24 protein-coding genes and 3 tRNA genes are annotated in these 17,073 nt (G+C 31.0%); 5 read left to right on the top strand and 22 right to left on the bottom strand.

The window, feature by feature from the left end; translation table 11 throughout:
• Together BTO06_RS04000 and BTO06_RS18395 are read right to left on the bottom strand one after the other, a co-directional pair.
• The gene (locus tag BTO06_RS04000) at positions 1–1,317 is read right to left on the bottom strand and encodes a DNA cytosine methyltransferase (protein ID WP_100924069.1); all 1,317 of its coding nucleotides are present in this window, start codon (positions 1,315–1,317) and stop codon (positions 1–3) included.
• 184 nt (positions 1,318–1,501) lie between these two features.
• Positions 1,502–1,642: a hypothetical protein gene (locus BTO06_RS18395; protein ID WP_157811724.1), complete on the bottom strand. Its 141-nt coding sequence runs from the start codon at positions 1,640–1,642 to the stop codon at positions 1,502–1,504.
• A 71-nt stretch (positions 1,643–1,713) separates the two neighbouring features.
• Between BTO06_RS18395 and BTO06_RS03995 the strand changes: the two genes are divergently transcribed.
• Positions 1,714–1,950, top strand: coding sequence for a hypothetical protein (locus tag BTO06_RS03995; RefSeq protein ID WP_100924068.1), 237 nt, complete (start codon positions 1,714–1,716; stop codon positions 1,948–1,950).
• A 125-nt stretch (positions 1,951–2,075) separates the two neighbouring features.
• Positions 2,076–2,285, top strand: a complete 210-nt coding sequence (locus BTO06_RS03990; protein WP_100924067.1) for a hypothetical protein — start codon at positions 2,076–2,078, stop codon at positions 2,283–2,285.
• 9 nt (positions 2,286–2,294) lie between these two features.
• Here the strand turns inward: BTO06_RS03990 and BTO06_RS03985 are convergent, their stop codons facing one another.
• The 11 genes from BTO06_RS03985 to BTO06_RS03930 form a co-directional block, all read right to left on the bottom strand.
• The gene (locus BTO06_RS03985) at positions 2,295–2,648 is read right to left on the bottom strand and encodes a hypothetical protein (RefSeq protein WP_100924066.1); all 354 of its coding nucleotides are present in this window, start codon (positions 2,646–2,648) and stop codon (positions 2,295–2,297) included.
• A gap of 2 nt (positions 2,649–2,650) precedes the next feature.
• On the bottom strand, positions 2,651–2,830 hold the full coding sequence (locus BTO06_RS03980; RefSeq protein WP_100924065.1) for a hypothetical protein: 180 nt from the start codon (positions 2,828–2,830) through the stop codon (positions 2,651–2,653).
• A gap of 244 nt (positions 2,831–3,074) precedes the next feature.
• The gene (locus BTO06_RS03970; protein WP_100924063.1) at positions 3,075–3,266 is read right to left on the bottom strand and encodes a hypothetical protein; all 192 of its coding nucleotides are present in this window, start codon (positions 3,264–3,266) and stop codon (positions 3,075–3,077) included.
• A 4-nt stretch (positions 3,267–3,270) separates the two neighbouring features.
• Positions 3,271–3,585, bottom strand: coding sequence for a hypothetical protein (locus tag BTO06_RS03965; protein ID WP_157811723.1), 315 nt, complete (start codon positions 3,583–3,585; stop codon positions 3,271–3,273).
• Positions 3,586–3,609: 24 nt separating this feature from the next.
• Complete coding sequence (locus BTO06_RS03960) at positions 3,610–4,242, bottom strand: recombinase family protein (RefSeq protein ID WP_100924061.1); 633 nt, start codon at positions 4,240–4,242, stop codon at positions 3,610–3,612.
• A gap of 194 nt (positions 4,243–4,436) precedes the next feature.
• The gene (locus BTO06_RS03955; protein WP_100924060.1) at positions 4,437–5,030 is read right to left on the bottom strand and encodes a hypothetical protein; all 594 of its coding nucleotides are present in this window, start codon (positions 5,028–5,030) and stop codon (positions 4,437–4,439) included.
• A complete protein-coding gene (locus BTO06_RS18390; protein WP_157811722.1) occupies positions 5,017–5,157 on the bottom strand; it encodes a hypothetical protein in 141 nt (46 codons plus the stop codon). Before BTO06_RS18390 ends, BTO06_RS03955 begins: the two co-directional genes overlap by 14 nt.
• The gene (locus BTO06_RS03950) at positions 5,144–5,473 is read right to left on the bottom strand and encodes a hypothetical protein (RefSeq protein ID WP_100924059.1); all 330 of its coding nucleotides are present in this window, start codon (positions 5,471–5,473) and stop codon (positions 5,144–5,146) included. Before BTO06_RS03950 ends, BTO06_RS18390 begins: the two co-directional genes overlap by 14 nt.
• 304 nt (positions 5,474–5,777) lie before the next feature.
• Positions 5,778–7,616, bottom strand: a complete 1,839-nt coding sequence (locus BTO06_RS03940) for a hypothetical protein (RefSeq protein WP_100924057.1) — start codon at positions 7,614–7,616, stop codon at positions 5,778–5,780.
• 92 nt (positions 7,617–7,708) lie between these two features.
• Positions 7,709–8,020, bottom strand: coding sequence for a hypothetical protein (locus tag BTO06_RS03935; protein WP_100924056.1), 312 nt, complete (start codon positions 8,018–8,020; stop codon positions 7,709–7,711).
• A gap of 3 nt (positions 8,021–8,023) precedes the next feature.
• Positions 8,024–8,209 carry a hypothetical protein gene (locus tag BTO06_RS03930; RefSeq protein ID WP_100924055.1) on the bottom strand — a complete coding sequence of 62 codons (186 nt, stop codon included), beginning with the start codon at positions 8,207–8,209 and terminating at the stop codon, positions 8,024–8,026.
• 592 nt (positions 8,210–8,801) lie between these two features.
• Here BTO06_RS03930 and BTO06_RS03920 point away from each other — a divergent pair.
• Positions 8,802–9,173 (top strand): helix-turn-helix domain-containing protein, encoded by a 372-nt coding sequence (locus tag BTO06_RS03920; protein WP_100924053.1) that lies wholly within the window; start codon positions 8,802–8,804, stop codon positions 9,171–9,173.
• A 13-nt stretch (positions 9,174–9,186) separates the two neighbouring features.
• Here BTO06_RS03920 and BTO06_RS03915 read toward each other — a convergent pair whose 3' ends face one another.
• The 9 genes from BTO06_RS03915 to BTO06_RS03880 all read right to left on the bottom strand — a co-directional run bounded on the left by BTO06_RS03915 (position 9,187) and on the right by BTO06_RS03880 (position 14,986).
• Positions 9,187–9,393, bottom strand: a complete 207-nt coding sequence (locus BTO06_RS03915; protein WP_100924052.1) for a hypothetical protein — start codon at positions 9,391–9,393, stop codon at positions 9,187–9,189.
• Positions 9,386–9,772: a hypothetical protein gene (locus tag BTO06_RS03910; RefSeq protein ID WP_100924051.1), complete on the bottom strand. Its 387-nt coding sequence runs from the start codon at positions 9,770–9,772 to the stop codon at positions 9,386–9,388. The genes BTO06_RS03915 and BTO06_RS03910 overlap by 8 nt, the downstream gene beginning before the upstream one ends.
• A 160-nt stretch (positions 9,773–9,932) precedes the next feature.
• Positions 9,933–10,139 (bottom strand): hypothetical protein, encoded by a 207-nt coding sequence (locus tag BTO06_RS03905; protein ID WP_100924050.1) that lies wholly within the window; start codon positions 10,137–10,139, stop codon positions 9,933–9,935.
• Positions 10,140–10,303: 164 nt separating this feature from the next.
• On the bottom strand, positions 10,304–10,480 hold the full coding sequence (locus tag BTO06_RS18385) for a hypothetical protein (protein ID WP_157811721.1): 177 nt from the start codon (positions 10,478–10,480) through the stop codon (positions 10,304–10,306).
• A gap of 432 nt (positions 10,481–10,912) precedes the next feature.
• Positions 10,913–12,352 carry a tyrosine-type recombinase/integrase gene (locus BTO06_RS03900; RefSeq protein WP_100924049.1) on the bottom strand — a complete coding sequence of 480 codons (1,440 nt, stop codon included), beginning with the start codon at positions 12,350–12,352 and terminating at the stop codon, positions 10,913–10,915.
• A 215-nt stretch (positions 12,353–12,567) separates the two neighbouring features.
• Positions 12,568–12,641, bottom strand: a tRNA-Arg gene (locus BTO06_RS03895).
• 16 nt (positions 12,642–12,657) lie between these two features.
• A tRNA-Pro gene (locus BTO06_RS03890) sits at positions 12,658–12,732 on the bottom strand.
• A 24-nt stretch (positions 12,733–12,756) separates the two neighbouring features.
• Positions 12,757–12,839 (bottom strand) — tRNA-Ser (locus tag BTO06_RS03885).
• A gap of 86 nt (positions 12,840–12,925) precedes the next feature.
• Positions 12,926–14,986: an HD family phosphohydrolase gene (locus tag BTO06_RS03880; protein ID WP_100924048.1), complete on the bottom strand. Its 2,061-nt coding sequence runs from the start codon at positions 14,984–14,986 to the stop codon at positions 12,926–12,928.
• 102 nt (positions 14,987–15,088) lie between these two features.
• On the opposite strand from BTO06_RS03880, the gene BTO06_RS03875 reads away from it, so the two are divergent.
• A complete protein-coding gene (locus BTO06_RS03875; protein ID WP_100926705.1) occupies positions 15,089–16,264 on the top strand; it encodes an acetyl-CoA C-acyltransferase in 1,176 nt (391 codons plus the stop codon).
• Between the two features lie 20 nt (positions 16,265–16,284).
• Positions 16,285–17,052, top strand: a complete 768-nt coding sequence (locus tag BTO06_RS03870) for a C40 family peptidase (protein ID WP_100924047.1) — start codon at positions 16,285–16,287, stop codon at positions 17,050–17,052.
• The last annotated feature ends 21 nt before the right edge of the window (positions 17,053–17,073 follow it).

The raw sequence follows: 17,073 nt of genomic DNA, 5'->3' as shown, positions 1-17,073 counted from the left end.
CTACTCTAATTTTATAATTCGTTTTAATCTTTCTGCGATTTCTTTTACTACTGGAACACTTACTGCATTACCAAGCATTTTGTATCGTTGAGTTTTACTGATTTCTTTCAAAACACCATCATAGACTCCAAATTTTGTCCAATCATCCGGAAACCCTTGAAGTCTTTCACACTCGATCTCTGTCAATCTTCTGATTTTATTATCTACATCATATAAGCCAGTTTTTGCTCCTAAACCACCACCTCCTGAGTTTAGACAAGAAGATGTTCCAGAGGTTTCGTAAATTCGTGCGCCTTGCGAATTCCCTCTAGTTACTTCTTTTTGAACTAAAATCCCTTGATTACAAGCAGTGTCTAAAGTCTGAGCTTTACCTTTTCCTACTCGTCCTCTACGAGTCTGGCTATTAGGCTGGCTATTAGGCTGGCTAAAATTTATAGTATCTTTAGTAGTAGCAATTTCATAACCCTTTTTAGTATTAGAAGTTATAAATATTCCATGTTGATCTTGACAGTTCAGAGTAAATGCTGGTTCTCCATCTTCTTTAAATCTTCGTCCATTTTGTCTTTTTTCTCTTCTATTCGGTGTTAATACAGGAATTACAGTCATGTCACTATGTAATCCTCCTGAGTTTCCTCCTCCGCTTATACATCCTGATTTCGAAGGCATTTGAACATAAGTATCATCAGCTTTCATTGCTCCACTTGATTTAAGTGTTGTACAATGTTTGGTTTGTGATTGTCTTTCTTTTGATCTTTCCGGCTTAATAAATATTTGGTCATCTTCTCCGAAAGGAAATACTCCTGGCTTACTTCTTCCTGTAAGATGTCCAATAAGATATATTCGCTCTCTATTTTGGGGTAGAAACCAGCTTGTATTAAGCAGTTGTTTTTCGAGTCTGTAACCATCAATGTTGGCAAGCCTTTCAAAGATTGCTTGAAAATCTTGGCCTTTGTTGCTGGAGTAAGCTCCTTTAACGTTTTCCCAAATAAAAATATCAGGTCTAAACCACTCGATAGCCATAATGGCATAGTGGATGAGTGAACTACTCCTTCCTTTAAGCCCTTTTCTATTACCAGCCAACGAAAAATTTTGGCAAGGCGATCCGAAGGTGAGTACGTTAATTCTACCGAGTTTACCTTTCCATTGCTGAAAATGTTTAACTGATCCGATGTGTTCTGCATTAGGTCTGTTGTATTTTGAATTAGCAATTGCGTGTTTATCTATTTCACTGTAGTAAACTTTATCAAATTTAAATCCAGCTTCTTCAAAGCCCTTACTAAACCCCATTGTTCCGCTAAATAATTCGAGTTTTTGCATTTGTTTTAACTACTCTTTTAATTTATTTTGTTTTTACTAGTTTTACTTCATGGCTCAAAAAGAAACAGAAGTAAGTATTTGGTTTGTTATTGTTATGTTATTCCTAATAACTTTTGTCATCTATAAACTAGGAGGGGGAAATGGCCCTACATCAGGTCCTGATGATGTTGATATTTTTGATTAACTACTGTTTTTTAGCTTTAGCCCATTGAAGAGCTTCTTCAACTTCTTTTAAATCTTCCTTATCTGTATCATCAATTACAAGAGTATTCATATAATGCTCTCTAACTTTATTTAAGATTTTAATGGCTTTTTCTCTGCTCACGATTTCTACACTTTTTATTTATTTTGTTTTTGTATTTTTAGACTGATTTAAAATTTTAAAACATTTATTCTATGAAAAAATCAATCTTAAATTTAGGAACACCGATTCCTAAAAAATCGCAACAATTAATTTTCGGAGGATCCGGTTGTTCATACGGTAGTTGTTATGGTGACCAAATCTGTTATCACAACCCAAACGGAGGAACATTTTGTGACAATAATGACCCGAATCAATTAGCTGTTGCACCGCCTCATAATGGCGGAAACGATGGAGGAATGCCTAGAATAGTAGATGATGTTCCAGATTAGAAAAGCAACATTATCAATTTGATAAAAACCAATTAGCGGACTTCGGTTCGCTTTTTTTATTTCTATATTCATAATTCTACTCTAATTTTATAATTCGTTTATCTTAAATTCTTTAATTTTAACTCATGAAAAAATTCCTTATAAGAAGAGCAGATCTAGATCTTTTTAAATTGATTCATGATAAATACACTACTCCAATTATTGTGAGAATAAATGGACATGACTCAGATCATTTTATTATTACAGTTGATAAAGTTGGAGGTCAAACAGATAATTCTATTGACGAATTTATATTCTGCCTTGTGAAAGAAATCCCATCTATAACTCCTTTTTAACTACTGTTTTTAAGTTCCATCTGATCCTACACATACATTCCAACCACAGAATAAATCCGTACTAACCCAGCAAGCTTCCCAATTCATTCCACACATATCTGAAGACTCATTGTAAGAAAGAATGCAAAATGTATTTTTATCTAAGTATGAGGCATTCGTCCTTTTTAAAACAAGACATATAAATGTCTTAAACCATAAAAAGCATCTTTGATATATGTTATAATCGAAGAACTCAAAATCAAAACTTGATTTTATGAAAAGTTGCTTTATCGCCTCTTTTCTTTTAAAATTCTCATAAGCTAGGTCTGCTTCACGAATTAATTCTAATTCTTCTTTAGGAATTGTATTTGATAATTTCCTCATAACTAATGTTTTAATTCAATTACTACTTCCCTCCAAAACGATACTACCTCACTTGGATAACCTCCTTTTTTAATTCCCGATTCAATCCATTTAATTGAAGACTCTTTTGCCATTTCCCGAGTAACAACTCTCTCCTCAATCATAGTTTTGGCAACTTCTTTAGGATTTGGTGATTTTTTCATAACTACTCTTTTAATTCATTTTGTTTACTATATTTACTCTATGATTAAGAAAATTCTAAAAATTATTTCCGGATTAATTGCTTTTATAATTTTAATAGTAAATTTAGCTCAACTCCCAGAAAATCTTATCATCTTATCTTCACCTAATGGAATAGGTTACAAAGCAGGTTATCTTTCGGGTACTTTAGTTTTATTTGTCCTATGTTTTTTTCTTTTTAAGTTTAGTTTCAGCGCAAAGAAGTAACTACAGTTTTTTCCCGTTAATTGTTAAAATGGTGCTTCCTTCCAAATCCGAATGAATAAGCCCTCCTTGTGCTATTGCATAAAATCCTTTTTTATCCAAAACTCGAGAATATCCAAACTTTACAGTCCAATCGAAATAATAGCCACTAATTGTGATTATATCCCCAGCTTTTAAATTTTGTGTTGTATTCATTTTATTACAGATTTAATCTTCGTTTTTGTCTCCTAGTCAAATTCTTTACAGGAATGCAAACATTACCTTCTTTGCATCCTGAATTTAATTTTATTAAATCGGATTTGGGATCTATTTTTACTGGAGAATCTGTGTTTAGCTCATTGATTTTCTTAAACTTATTTTTAATCTCCGTTTTAATATTATTTTCAATTTTTGTTGTTTCCTTGTTAATCGAAGTAATAATTATAGGTTCTAAAACCTTACTTGTATAGACTCCTAAACCTAAAAACATCACTACCATATAAATGATATTTTCAATTACGTTTTTAATATTCATTCCTTTATTTTTTATAATTAATATTCAGCTTATTTTACGTTTAGCATTCTTGTTGCCTTTGTTTTTGTGATTTTTCTTGTAATCATAATTTTTGAAGTCGAACATTTTATAAAGAGACCCTTGAGAAATTGACAATTCTTTGCATATACCTTTTATTGACATTTTTTCATCTCGATGCATAATAATAGCCTCTCTTGCTTTTCTCTTTAGTTCATCAGTCATTCCTTTTGGCCTGCCTACTTTAACACCTCTATTAATAGCAGAACGGACCCCAGCTGTTACTCTTTCAGCATTAATCTCTCTTTCCATTTGATACAAAGCGGAAAATAGGGTGAAAATGAATTTTCCGTAAGGTGAAGATGTATCTAAAAAAGGTTCTTGAATACTTTTAAAATCAATTCTATTACTTTCGAAAAATTCCATCAAATGAAGCATATGTTTCGTATTTCTGGCTATTCGACACATTTTCCAAACTATTATTGAGTCTCCCTCTCTTAACTTCATCATTAAATCGTTTAGTCCTTTTCTTTCCTCTTTTGCTCCCGATGCTTTATCGAAGAAAATATTTTTCTTCTCTACTCCAAACGACTCTAATGCATCTATTTGCATGTCATAATTTTGATGAGAAGTACTTACTCTGACATATCCAAAAACCATATTTAAGCGTTACTATTAATTAGAAAGGTTTATTATAATTTGAATTAGACTATATAATTTGTTCTGTTATTGAGCTACCTGGAACAACCTTGACTGCATATTTCAAACAAGAATTATTTATAAATAGGGGGCCTACAGTACAAAGAACATTTCCTGAATTTGTTAAACCTTGGTAAAACCGACAATCACTTTTTTTACACTTGTGGAGATACTCGTTCTTTCTCATTATTTATGTTGTTTTTGTATTTCTTATATTCTTGGCAACCATTGAGGTGACCATTTAATTGGTGCTGATTTAATTGCTCTCTTTTGCCACAATATGGGCATCGGTATTTATCTTTTAGCTTTTCGATTGCTTTAGCTTCCTTTAACTTCGCTTCTTCTTGCTTTTGTTTAGCTTCTTCCCTGCTCTTTTTCCCCTTAAAAACCTCGATTAACTCATAATAAATGAAGGATAAAAACAAGGCAATGAAAACTCTTTTAATTTGCTCAATTGAAAATAATTCAAGAGCAAAAGCATCAAGAACAAACATTAAAAGGATTGAATCCAAAAAAGCCAAAAACATGGCCAACCTTTTCTTCTCAGTTTCTACACTAACCAACATGATAATTTGAGAAACTGTAATAGAGATCAGGACAGATCCTATTATTCTAGATTCAAAATTTGATATTCTCGTTACCAAAACACTATCAAAAAAAGCGGACATTTTAATTACATAACCCACCATATATAGAATTATGGAAATTGTTATACTATCAATACTTGTAATTCTATTATGTAGTTTCATTTTGCTCATCTTTAATTAACTCTTTACCACAATTTGTACATTTTACTATCGTCATTTCCCAAATATCAAAGGCTTCAACAACAACCAATGACCAATTGGAAGTTCCTTTACAATTACAACTGTTCATCAATCTTAAATGCTAAGTTTCTTAATAGAGTTTGCTCTAATAAATTGGTAAACTCCATATGATTCTTGAGTAAAAACTCCTTTAAAAAAAATGCTTGATACTTCTTCAAAGTAAGTTTCGCATCCTTCTTATCTTTCTGTTTTATGAGTAATTGTTTGAACTTATCAATTACTTCATCCAATAAACCATATAATGCCTGGTGAAATTTTCGATCGTTTGCTTCAATCATTTGACCTTGATATACTAGTTCATCTTTCTTTGCATCATAGAGATTACATATTTGTTGAATGGTATAATATTGTACTTTAAGCTTCATAATTCTATTTCTCTAATTTGCTGTTTAGTAATGTTATCGTAAAAAATTAGCTTATTTGCCTTACCCTCATATTTACTCCCTTGGTATCTAGAAATCATCTTATTTATCAAACTTTCTAACGGTTTTTTATCCTTTGACAAAATGGAATACCAGACAGGATTAAATAATCTTCCGTCATGGGTAATAAACTTTAAGTGATTGTTCCTATTTTTTAATAGAATTACCATCTTAATCCTGCTGCAGTGAATACAAAAAATCTTATTGTTTGAGCCACATGAACATCTGCTTGATTTATTTGTTCCCATTAAGAATTGATATTTACAAGTTGTTGTAATTTTGAAAGAAATTCATCAGGAAGATTTTCCTGAACGTAGATATATAATTGCTCTATGTTTAGCTCTCCTTTGATTAATTTGTCATATTCTGCCTTGAATTTCCTCTGATTCTGAAGCTTTCTTCTTTCTTCTTTAATTCTTCTTTTTCGACTATTAGCCTCGTGTAGTAATCGTTTCCCTTCAGCTTCTTCCTTATTCTTTAACCTAATGTGGCTTTTAAAAATTCTGTGAAGTCCATAAAACCCTATTTCTTCCTTAAAAGTTCTATTTGGATCAAAGTATGAAAACGGATATAAAGCTTTTACCTCGGTTTTATTAAACCATTTTCGAGCAAATTCAATTTTCCATCTATACTGTCTTAAATGCTTGATGATTTCCTTTTTAGTATTGATGTTCTTAAAGAAATTATTTTGGATTATTCTTATAGCTTTTAACCATTCTCCCTCGAAAACATCATGATTTTTCCAAATTTTCGATGCAATTTTTATAAAATCCTGAATTACCACCTTTTTAAATTCATCTGATGTAACTTTTGTATACATTAAAATTGTCTCTAAATAGTCGTATCTCAGTCCTTTATGATTAATGAATTCATTATTGACAAGCAATTCCGAAAATTTTTTCTCATCCAAAACTTTATTCAAAAATCTCTCCTCCATTTCCAGGACTTTTTTACTTCTTTTTAGCGATGGTCCATTGAAAATTTCCTTTTTTTCGCCGGCCCTTGTTTGATTTCTTTCTATCGAATTGGTGTTCTTGTAGAAATCAGGCATCGATTCCGAAATCGAACCGGATTTTTTACCCTGTGTGCTATTTGCACACTCTTTTATTTTTTCTTCTTTTAATATACCATTTGGTGTTCTAGTATTATACTTATGAATATGAACTGCTTTCGTTTTAGATGTGTTTTTTTTAGGTTTTACGGGGGCTTTGGACTGAGGAGGATTTAAGTCCGAAAGAATTACAACTTTAGAGTTAAAGTCAGCAAAAACTGGTCTATTCTTACTGAAGAAACAGTAATTATTTATTAAACCTGCTTCTACAAATACCTGGACATGATTTTGCGCTGTTCTCTTAGATATTTGCAATCTTCTCACCCCATCTATTTTAAACGTTACTAAATCCCTGTAATTGATTCTTACCTTAGGAAGTTCATTTTTCTTTACACTAGTTGGTTTTGACAAACCAATTAATCTTTGATTACGCTTCTGGAGTTGCGAAGCATAAAAGAATATTAAGCTATGAAAAGTATCAGAATACTGTTGTTTGAGAGTTCTATATTTTAACTTAGGGTGTATATTATTCTTAAGATTTTCTTTTTCAACTAATTCATTATACCTTGAAATATGTAAACTAGAATTAGTTCTTCGAAAATCATCGATAATACTTTTCTCTTTTACAGATAATGATAGGAAGACTTTTACAGTTGAATTATATTTCTTTATCTCATCATTTTTATCTACAGCTTCCTTATTATAATCTATCATAAACTGTCTGAAATTTGTCATCGCCTTTGCAATATCCTCTTTCATTAAAACAGGAATATTCAGATAATCATAATAAGGAGTAGCTATAGATTCTTCCCCCATTTTTTTAATCATAAACCCATGTCTCGAATTAAATTCTTCAACTAGTTTGTTATATTTCTTAGGGTTTAGTCTTTGTCTTTGTGCTGAATCAGTAAATAATTTAATAGTTTGTTGATCTATTGGTGTTAACTGATTCTTTTGAAGATATTTCTTTACCTGGTGATTATACAAACCTATTTCGGTTAGTATTTTACCTTGGTTTTCTTGTAAAATTTTCATAATTTTGAAGTTCTTCGTTATAGACTTTTGTCTATATCGGATTGGTTTAAAAAGAGTCTGGGCCGACCTTACCTTGGCTCTTTTTTTTATTCTTATACAGCTCTCCTATCTAATTCCTCTTCAATACTTTTAATTGAATATTTTTTAGTGGAAGTCTTTCCTTTTCCAGGGTCCATTTTTAGTTTTGTTTCTGGATCTTCCTCGCTATCTTTAAACCAATATTTAGTTAATCCATACTTTTTTTTAGCCTCTGATCGAGTTATCCATTTAATACGTGAATCAGTTAATCTTGATGATACAGAGTCCATCATATCCAACAAATCTTTTTTCTTAACCAAAACAAAACCTTGATCTTTAAAAGCTTCTATAATCTGTTCATTTGAAATATTTTGGAGAATTGACATAGCTTAAGATATTACGTTAACAAGGACCTGAGTTTTTGAATTTAATCTCACCCATTTACGACCTTGATCTAATTGATTTTTTTCTATTCTTTTTGCAATCTCTAGAGCTTTCAAAGCTTTCTTCTTAAGAAAACTTGGATTTAACTCCATATTACCATTAACTACTTCTTTATCTTTTTTTCTTCTCATTGTAAAAACTGATTAAAATGCCCGCCCATATCTCTATGGGCAGACTGTGAACTTGAATTCCCTACATTCATGATTCACTTGATTAACTAACTATTAAAAACATTATAATGCTTGACAACTATGGAACTTACACTTGGCGACTTGCCTAGAAAATTCTCTAGAAAAAAATTCAATTTCTTTAATGAAATAGGACCCGATGAAAACCTTAAATCCAAGTCAGATTTAAAAGATATAAATTTGGCAAACTGAGTTGACCAAAATGGTTCATAGGATTCCGGAACCTGTTGATTGTGTTCAAATTTGATGAAGAATTCATTTAGTATTTCAGAATAATGAATATCAACAAACTGACTGTTTTTGACCTTAATATTTTCCATAATAAATGGGTTTAAAAAAAACCAAAACCATAGCCTAAGGTCAGTGAGCTATGGAAATGGTTTAAGAATAGACTCTTGTCTATCGAATTGGTTTTGTAATTCTTTAATATGTTGACCTTATTTAACACTATTTTTCTATATTTGTTTCGAACTATGTTTCAAATATAGGACATTTTTGGACACTAAAAAATATTTTTCCACTTTTTTCCACTTTTATGACAAAAGATAAGTTTCGACATTTCATTAATTCTATTAATTATACGCCTGAGGCTTTCGCTGAAAAAATCGGTGTTGGTAAAAGTGGTGTTTATAAAATACTTCGAGGAGATACTAAGAAAATAAGCTTCTCTTTAGCGGAAAAAATTAACCAATCGTTTCCAGAATATTCTATTGAATACTTTTTAGAAATGAATAATATTACCGAAAACGAATTTATAGTTAAAGGTGATAATAAAATCGAAGTACAAAAAGTAGTTGATATTGTACTTGACAATATTGAACTTTTTAAATTGAATGAGGATTTTAAAGCTTTCCTAGATGAAAACACATTAAAATCATTGAAGAATATTCAAGACCAGCTTAAATAAATTGTTGTAACAATCAGAAAGAGAAACTGATATTATATTGGGTTTTTAAAAAATCAACATTTTGAATCATTGATTGTTTCTTCTCTACCAATTCCTTTTGGTCGGTTTTCTCATGGACTTCTTTTATGTCGTTTAAAAGATCGTTTGCTCTCTCTTTCGCTTCATCTGAAAAAAGACTAGATTTCTTTAGCTTTTTCTTGTAGTTCTCTTTCTTACTCATTGTCTAAAGCATTTTTAACTAGTTCTAGACTTTCTTCTCTATATTCAGATATTTTTGAATCTTTTACATAGTCTTTTTCGACTGAATCTATAAGAATGAAATCAAAAAGATTTCTAATTAAATTTTTCAATTTCTCCTCGGATTTCATAAATACTTTTTGCAATGATGCAAAAATTAACCCTGACGAAACTGACAAAATAATCATCGAAGCATAATAAAAAATCCTATGAAAATCTCTTATACCAAACGAATCCAACAAAACTTTTTTAGGAAAGAAAATTAGTATTAAAAAATATGCTCCAACAAAAGAAAACATGTAACCAATTTTCCTAAGTACAGTTTGATATTCCTCCTGTTGACTTTTTGCAAAATAAATCATTAGAAGACCAGCGGAAAAAATGCATAACCTAGTACCTAATGAATTTAGAAACGAGGACATATAAGAATATCCAAAAAGGCCCTTTGTGTCACTTATCCCATAGAATACATGCCACAAAGGACCTGTTGTACCAATATAAACAAGAACCGTTAAATAAATACTATTCTTCATCGTCAGGAACTCCATTACAGTTCCTATCGTTTTCAGGACAATCTTTATGTGGCTCAATGGTTGAAATGTTTTCATTTAATATTTGTGTTGAATGTAATTGTTCTAATTCTTTTGAATCATCAGTACAACTATTGAATCCTAGAGATAAAAATAACACTGCTAATACTAAACCAAACTTCTTTAATAAATTTTTCATTTTGACTATAAATTTTATTTTAATTAAACTTATAGTAAATGTAACTTTAAAAAAGATGTTAAAGGCTCAGAAATAAACCATTTACTAACCTATTTTTCAACAGTGAAAGCTGTCAACTACTAGAGGGACTTAAATGTATCTAAATGTTAAAAGAACAAAGGACTTTATTCTTCCCCAGTCTCTTCCTCTTCCTCGGTATCAATTTTTCCATTGTTCCCTGGTGTTGTACTATATTCAACCTCACTGATTAATTCTTCGTTATTATCTGTACAGCTACTTAATGATAAAACACCATTAATTATAACCGCAATAAAAAATAATCTTCTACTTGATTTTTTCATCTTTACTTTATATCGTAATTATCAAAAAAGTAAAGCCATCAGAAATCTCCGACTTGTTCAATCTTTGATAACTGTTACTAACTGTCTTTTTTACAGCCAACAAGTTTAACATTGTAGGGAATTACAATTTTTAAGCAATTTTATAAATAAAAATAATCATATCCTATTTTCAATAAACTTTTTTCAAAGATGTAAAAGTTGAAAAATACATAAAACTATCTTATCATTAACTACTCAAATTTTAAACAATATTAAAATGAAATTTTAAAATAGTAAAATAAAAAACACCCTTGATTTAAAGTCAGGGTTTACCCTTAAAGAGTCAGGGTTTACCCTTATAAGTATTTCAAAGAAATAATAAAATACAATGTAACCACAAATAAAAACTGTGGTCGGTAACTAAAATTAACAAATCTTCTTATAATTAGTAGATTAATAAACACATGTTAACTTAATCAATACTTTGTTAGAATCATCCAATTGATTGTCCGCTTGTGAATCAGAAGGTAAATAATACGTAAATTCTTTATTCCAGGTAAAACCAGTTCTAGTTTTTACTTTACTTATTTTTTTCGAAAAGAAAACTACATTTGAACTTTCTGAAACTTCTTCAGTACTAATAATTTTGAAATGATTTAAATCTCTAATAGTTTCAGGAAAAACGTCCTTGTAAATAGTATCTACATCATCTCTCTCATGCCCCATTAAAGCCCTTAATAAATCCGGCTCGATGAATAACCTGGAACCAATAGTTCCAAAAGTATGCCTCGACACTTTTGTTGAGATTTGAGTATTATGGGGTTCTACAGTTAACTTTTGGAAAGATTCACCAGTTTGTTCAAGTATTCTAACAATATGATCATTGTAATTACTTTGTACAATTTGCAAATTTTTTTGAACTCTCCTGATAAAAGTCTTATAACCGTTATAATCTTTTCTAAATGGAAACAAAAACTCGCCTTTTTCAGTTGTCTTGTAATAATCAATAATTTTTTTCGCTTTTGCAGATATAGCTAAATCAAACTCATAACCGTTCTCATCTAACTTACCTCTTGTAAAATAAACCCTGTTATTGCTTAACTGATTCTTTTTTAAATAATAAATGTCTCTAAAATCCTGACCACCGAAGTAAAATTGTAGTAAGAAAAAATCTATTGCTAACTTTTGACCATCAGCAAGGTTCTCTAGGTTTTCTAAAATATATAAAGATGTTTTACTTAAGTGCCTCTTCTTTGTTCTGTTTTTCTTGACACTAATTCCTTTAAATATATCTTTAAAAGGTTTTTTGTCAATTATTATGTTTCTTCTTACTGCTTCATTATAGACTGCTCTAAAAGTCCTTAAATAGCTGTGTATCGTATTTTTCTTATTACCTAACTCCAATTGATACTGCTTAAAGTCATCTAACAGCGTATAATCTATCTCATCAAGGGTTATTTTAGGTTTGAATTTGTAAAGCTGTTTAGCTGCATTCCTGTAAACACCTGCATTACCCTTTTTTTGCACTCCATTATCATCTAGTATTTTTTCTTGTTTAGCAACTAATTCATCTACGAAATCATAAAAAGTCAAATCTTTGTCATTTGAACTATTATTTCCAGTTAAAACTTCTTTTACATGAGCTAATGTAATATTTCTATCCTCGATAGATTTAGTAATTAAATCAGCTAAAAGACCTTTCTTCCTTTTTATAATTAATTGTTTTCTTTTATCATTTAGAGGCAACTCTTTCTCAAAATCCCATTCTTTTTTCATGAAATTCATCTTTAAAGAAAATCGAAGTCTTTTTCTATCCTGTAAATGACAAATAACAGGATAACCATTTTTTCTTTTTTGGTGTTCTCGTGTATCTAAATAAATTCTTCCTTCCATTTATCAATTTTTGCACATAAAAATTTCCCATATTTTGCCCACTTTTTTGGAAAAATACAGCAAAATACACCCAAATATATGTAAATTATTTTTTTTTACACTTCATGTGTGTACTCATCAAAACAAGTAAAAACAAAATCAAAGGAGAAGCAAAACCCTTGTAAATAAAGGTGTTACAAACAAAAAAGCCTTACTATAACTAGTAAGGCTTATTGTGATCGCGACAGGATTCGAACCTGTGACCGTCTGCTTAGAAGGCAGATGCTCTATCCAGCTGAGCTACGCGACCAATAACTATTTTATTGTCGGGGTGGCAGGATTCGAACCTGCGACCTCCTGCTCCCAAAGCAGGCGCGATAACCGGGCTACGCTACACCCCGAAAATGGTTATCTACAACTTTTAGCGGAGAGACCGGGATTCGAACCCGGGCATCGAAAAACGATGACAGCTTAGCAGGCTGCTGCATTACCACTCTGCCACCTCTCCGTAACTCTTGAATGAGTTGAAAAATTGCGAGTGCAAATGTAACATTAGAAAAGGATTCTCACAAGTATTTTTTAGAAAAAATTTCACTATTCTGGATACTCAACCCTTAAATGATAGATATTCATCAACTTACCTTTTATAACTTTTTTTATTTTTTCTATCTCTCGAAACGTAATATTTGAATTTATAAACTGATCATTATTTTTCTGTCCCTCGACAATTTTATCAATTAATTCATCGATTGATTGTGCAGATGGATTTTGCAAACTTTTTGAAGCTGCTTCCGCTGCATCACAAATCATCAAAATAGCAGTTTCTTTTGAAAACGGAATTGGACCTTGATATCTAAACTTCTTCTCCTCTATCTCTTCCTCTGGGTTCATCTCTTGTTCTTTCTTATAGAAATAATAAACCAGACTTGTTCCATGGTGCGTGCGTATAAAATCAATAATGCGATCTGGGATATTATTTTTCTTCGCTATTTCAATTCCATTCATAACATGATCTAGAATAATACGTGCACTATCTACTGGAGCTAGATCGTTATGCGGATTTACACCTGTAATTTGATTTTCGGTAAAAAATTTAGGATTCTTCATTTTGCCAATATCATGATACAATGCTCCTGTTCTAACTAACATGGAATTCGCACCTATCTCATTTGCCGCTGCTTCAGCCAAGTTAGCAACTTGCATGGAATGTTGAAAAGTTCCTGGCGCTTTCTCATTAAGTTCTCGTAGTAACTTGGAGTTGGTATTTGATAACTCTAGTAAAGTCACATCTGAAACTAACCCAAACACCTTTTCATAAAAATAAATAAAGAAAACAGCCAAAAATGACAATAACCCATTGACGGCAAACAATCCAAAGTATTCCCATTTAATATTACTTATATTCCCTTCCTTAATAATTGAAAAAGCAAAATAAGTCACCATATAAATTAATGTAATTTGAGCGATAGAAATAAATAAACTTGCTCTTTTATATAATTCAGTAACGGATAAAATAGTTACAATTCCAGCTATGATATGCAGATAAATAAACTCGAAACTATTTGGAACTATAAAACCAAGTAATAAAATAGTTAAAACATGGGTAAATAATCCTAAACGTGCATCAAAAAAAGCTTTTAAGACTATTGGTAAAATACTCAACGGAATTACATATAACAAATCAGAATTATATTTCACCATTACCGTTTGTGCGAAAATCATTAATAACACATTGGAAAAAATGAAGGTTACCTTTGTATTATCTGCAAATATCTCTTTCCTGTAACGATCTAAAAACAACAACAACATCAATAATGCTAAAGACACAAGTAAAGTATATCCTAATACTAACCAATTATAATTCGACTTTGTCCATATCAAAGATTTTGAGGCTTCTTTAAATGATTGAAGAACATTCAAATTTTCTCCTTCTACAATATCACCCTTTTGAATGATCAAAGCATCTTTAGAAATCATTCCTTTGGTATAAGAAATATCATTCAAAATCTCATCTAATTCCTTCTGAGTATATTCGGCGTCAAAACTTACATTCGGTTGGATGAGTTCCGATAAAATCTCAAAAACAAAATTCTTTCCACTTAAACTTTCAACATCTGAAAACTGATCGCTTATTCTCCTTAGTATATCTTTTGATTGAACTAAGTTTTGAAAAGAGATATTCTCAATAACTTCACCTTTTCTAAGAATAATAATCGCGTTTTTGTTTACCTTATTCTTAGAAACATCGTCGATAAAACCAAATCTATAAATATCCTTAATTAGTTCTAAACCACTTTTTCTAAGCTTTTTAATCTCCTTTACAGACAAACTATCAGAAGGAGATAAATCATCAATTTTATTTAAAAATTCCCTCTCAATAGAAATCTTTTTTTCAATATTGAAAAGAAAATATTGTTTTGAAGAAGATGATAATTCCTTAATTTCGTCGGAAACCTCCTCCTCTGACTTTTGAATAGCAAAATCAAAAGGAGCATATAAATTATCATATTGCCAAGGTTTTCCCTGAGAAAAATCATATCGGAATTTTCCTCCTTTAGGGAAAAAGTAAACAATAGCAAAAGCTGTACTTAAAAACAATAACACCTTGTAAACAATGGAATTGTTTCTGTATAAGTAGCTTATTAATTTCTTCATATGAATGTATTTATAAACGTAAATATAACCTTTTAGTATTATTTGAGTTCTAAGCATAAAATGGTTATTTTCGCAAGACATTATTTAACAAACAAACGTAACATGAAAGAAGTAGTAATTGCATCTGTAGCAAGAACTCCGATAGGAAGTTTCTTAGGAACTTTATCAAATACTCCGGCTCCAAAATTAGGAGCAGTAGCAATTAAAGGTGCTTTAGATAAAATCAACTTAAAACCAGAATTAGTAAACGAGGTTTTTATGGGGAATGTTGTTTCTGCTGGTTTAGGACAAGCTCCTGCTAGACAAGCAGCTATTTTAGCTGGAATTCCAGACACAGTTCCATGTACTACAGTTAACAAAGTTTGTTCTTCTGGTATGAAATCAATCATGTTAGCTGCACAATCTATTGCATTAGGTGATGCTGATATTGTAGTTGCTGGTGGAATGGAAAATATGAGTATGATACCTCATTATCAACATGCAAGATCTGCAACAAAATTCGGACCAGTAAAAATGGAAGATGGAATGCAGAAAGACGGTCTAGTAGATGCCTACGAACAAGTAGCTATGGGAGTTTGCGCTGATGAGTGTGCTGTAGAATATAATTTTTCAAGAGAAGATCAAGACGCTTTCGCTATTGAATCATATAATCGTTCTGCTAAAGCTTGGAGCGAAGGAAAGTTTGCTGAAGAAGTTGTACCTGTTGAAATTCCACAAAGAAGAGGAGAGCCTATTATCTTTTCTGAAGATGAGGAATATAAAAACGTTAAAATGGAAAAGATTCCAGCCTTACGTCCTGCGTTTACAAAAGAGGGAACAGTAACAGCTGCTAACGCTTCAACAATTAATGATGGTGGGGCTGCGTTAGTATTAATGTCGGCTGAAAAGGCTAAAGAATTAGGAATTAAACCATTAGCTAAAATTAAAGGTTATGCGGATGCTGCTCATGAACCGAAATGGTTTACCACAGCTCCAGCAAAAGCGCTACCAAAAGCATTAGCTAAAGCAAATGTTGCTATTGAGGATGTAGATTATTTTGAATTAAATGAAGCTTTTTCTGTCGTAGGTTTAGCTAACACAAAAATATTAGGTATTTCGGGAGATAAAGTAAATATAAATGGTGGTGCAGTTTCTTTAGGACATCCATTAGGTGTTTCTGGAGCAAGAATTATAATTGCTTTAACATCTATTTTAAAACAAAATGATGCCAAAATTGGTGCTGCTGGTATTTGTAACGGCGGTGGTGGTGCTAGCGCAATGGTGATCGAAAGAATTTAGTCAATTAAAAACATTATTGTTTGTTCGGAATTTGTAATTTAAGTATTGTTCCCTTACGGTCAGAAGCTAGTGATGCTTCAGAAATGGTTAGTCAAGTAATTTTTGGTGAACACTTTGAAATCCTAGAAAAAACTAAAAAATGGAGTAAAATAAAACTTTCATTTGATAGTTACGAGGGTTTTATTGATAATAAACAATATGAAGAGATTACAGAATCTTTGTATGTAAAACTCCAAAATGAACACCCTATTTTTTCAGGTGAATTAATTGATTTTATTACAGATTCCGAAAACAATTTAACTACAATACCGATTGGAGCACGACTTCCATTTTTAAATGATAATTCGTTTCAAATAAATAATATTACTTATAAATATGAAGGAAAGACAGTTGGTCAAAAATTAAGTAAAAACGCTATTGTAGAAATAGCTTATTTATTTTTAAATTCTCCATATTTGTGGGGTGGAAAAACACCATTTGGAATCGATTGTTCAGGCTTTACGCAAACTGTGTATAAAATTTGTGGACATAAATTACTTAGAGATGCCAAGGAACAAGCCACTCAAGGTGAAGTATTAAGTTTTATAGAAGAATGTGAACCAGGAGATTTAGCTTTTTTCGATAATGATGAGGGTATAATCACACATGTGGGCATTATAATGAATGATTACAATATTATTCACGCTCACGGTAAAGTCCGAATTGATAAATTAGATCATAGCGGTATTTACAATATCGATACACAACAACATAGTCATCGATTAAGAGTTATTAAAAAGATGATATAAAAAAAGAGAAGCTAAATAGCT

The organism is Tenacibaculum sp. SZ-18, assembly GCF_002813915.1.
Taxonomy (GTDB): domain Bacteria; phylum Bacteroidota; class Bacteroidia; order Flavobacteriales; family Flavobacteriaceae; genus Polaribacter.
The sequence above is the reverse complement of the archived record's forward strand: the minus strand, read 5'-3'. Positions and strand labels throughout refer to the sequence as shown.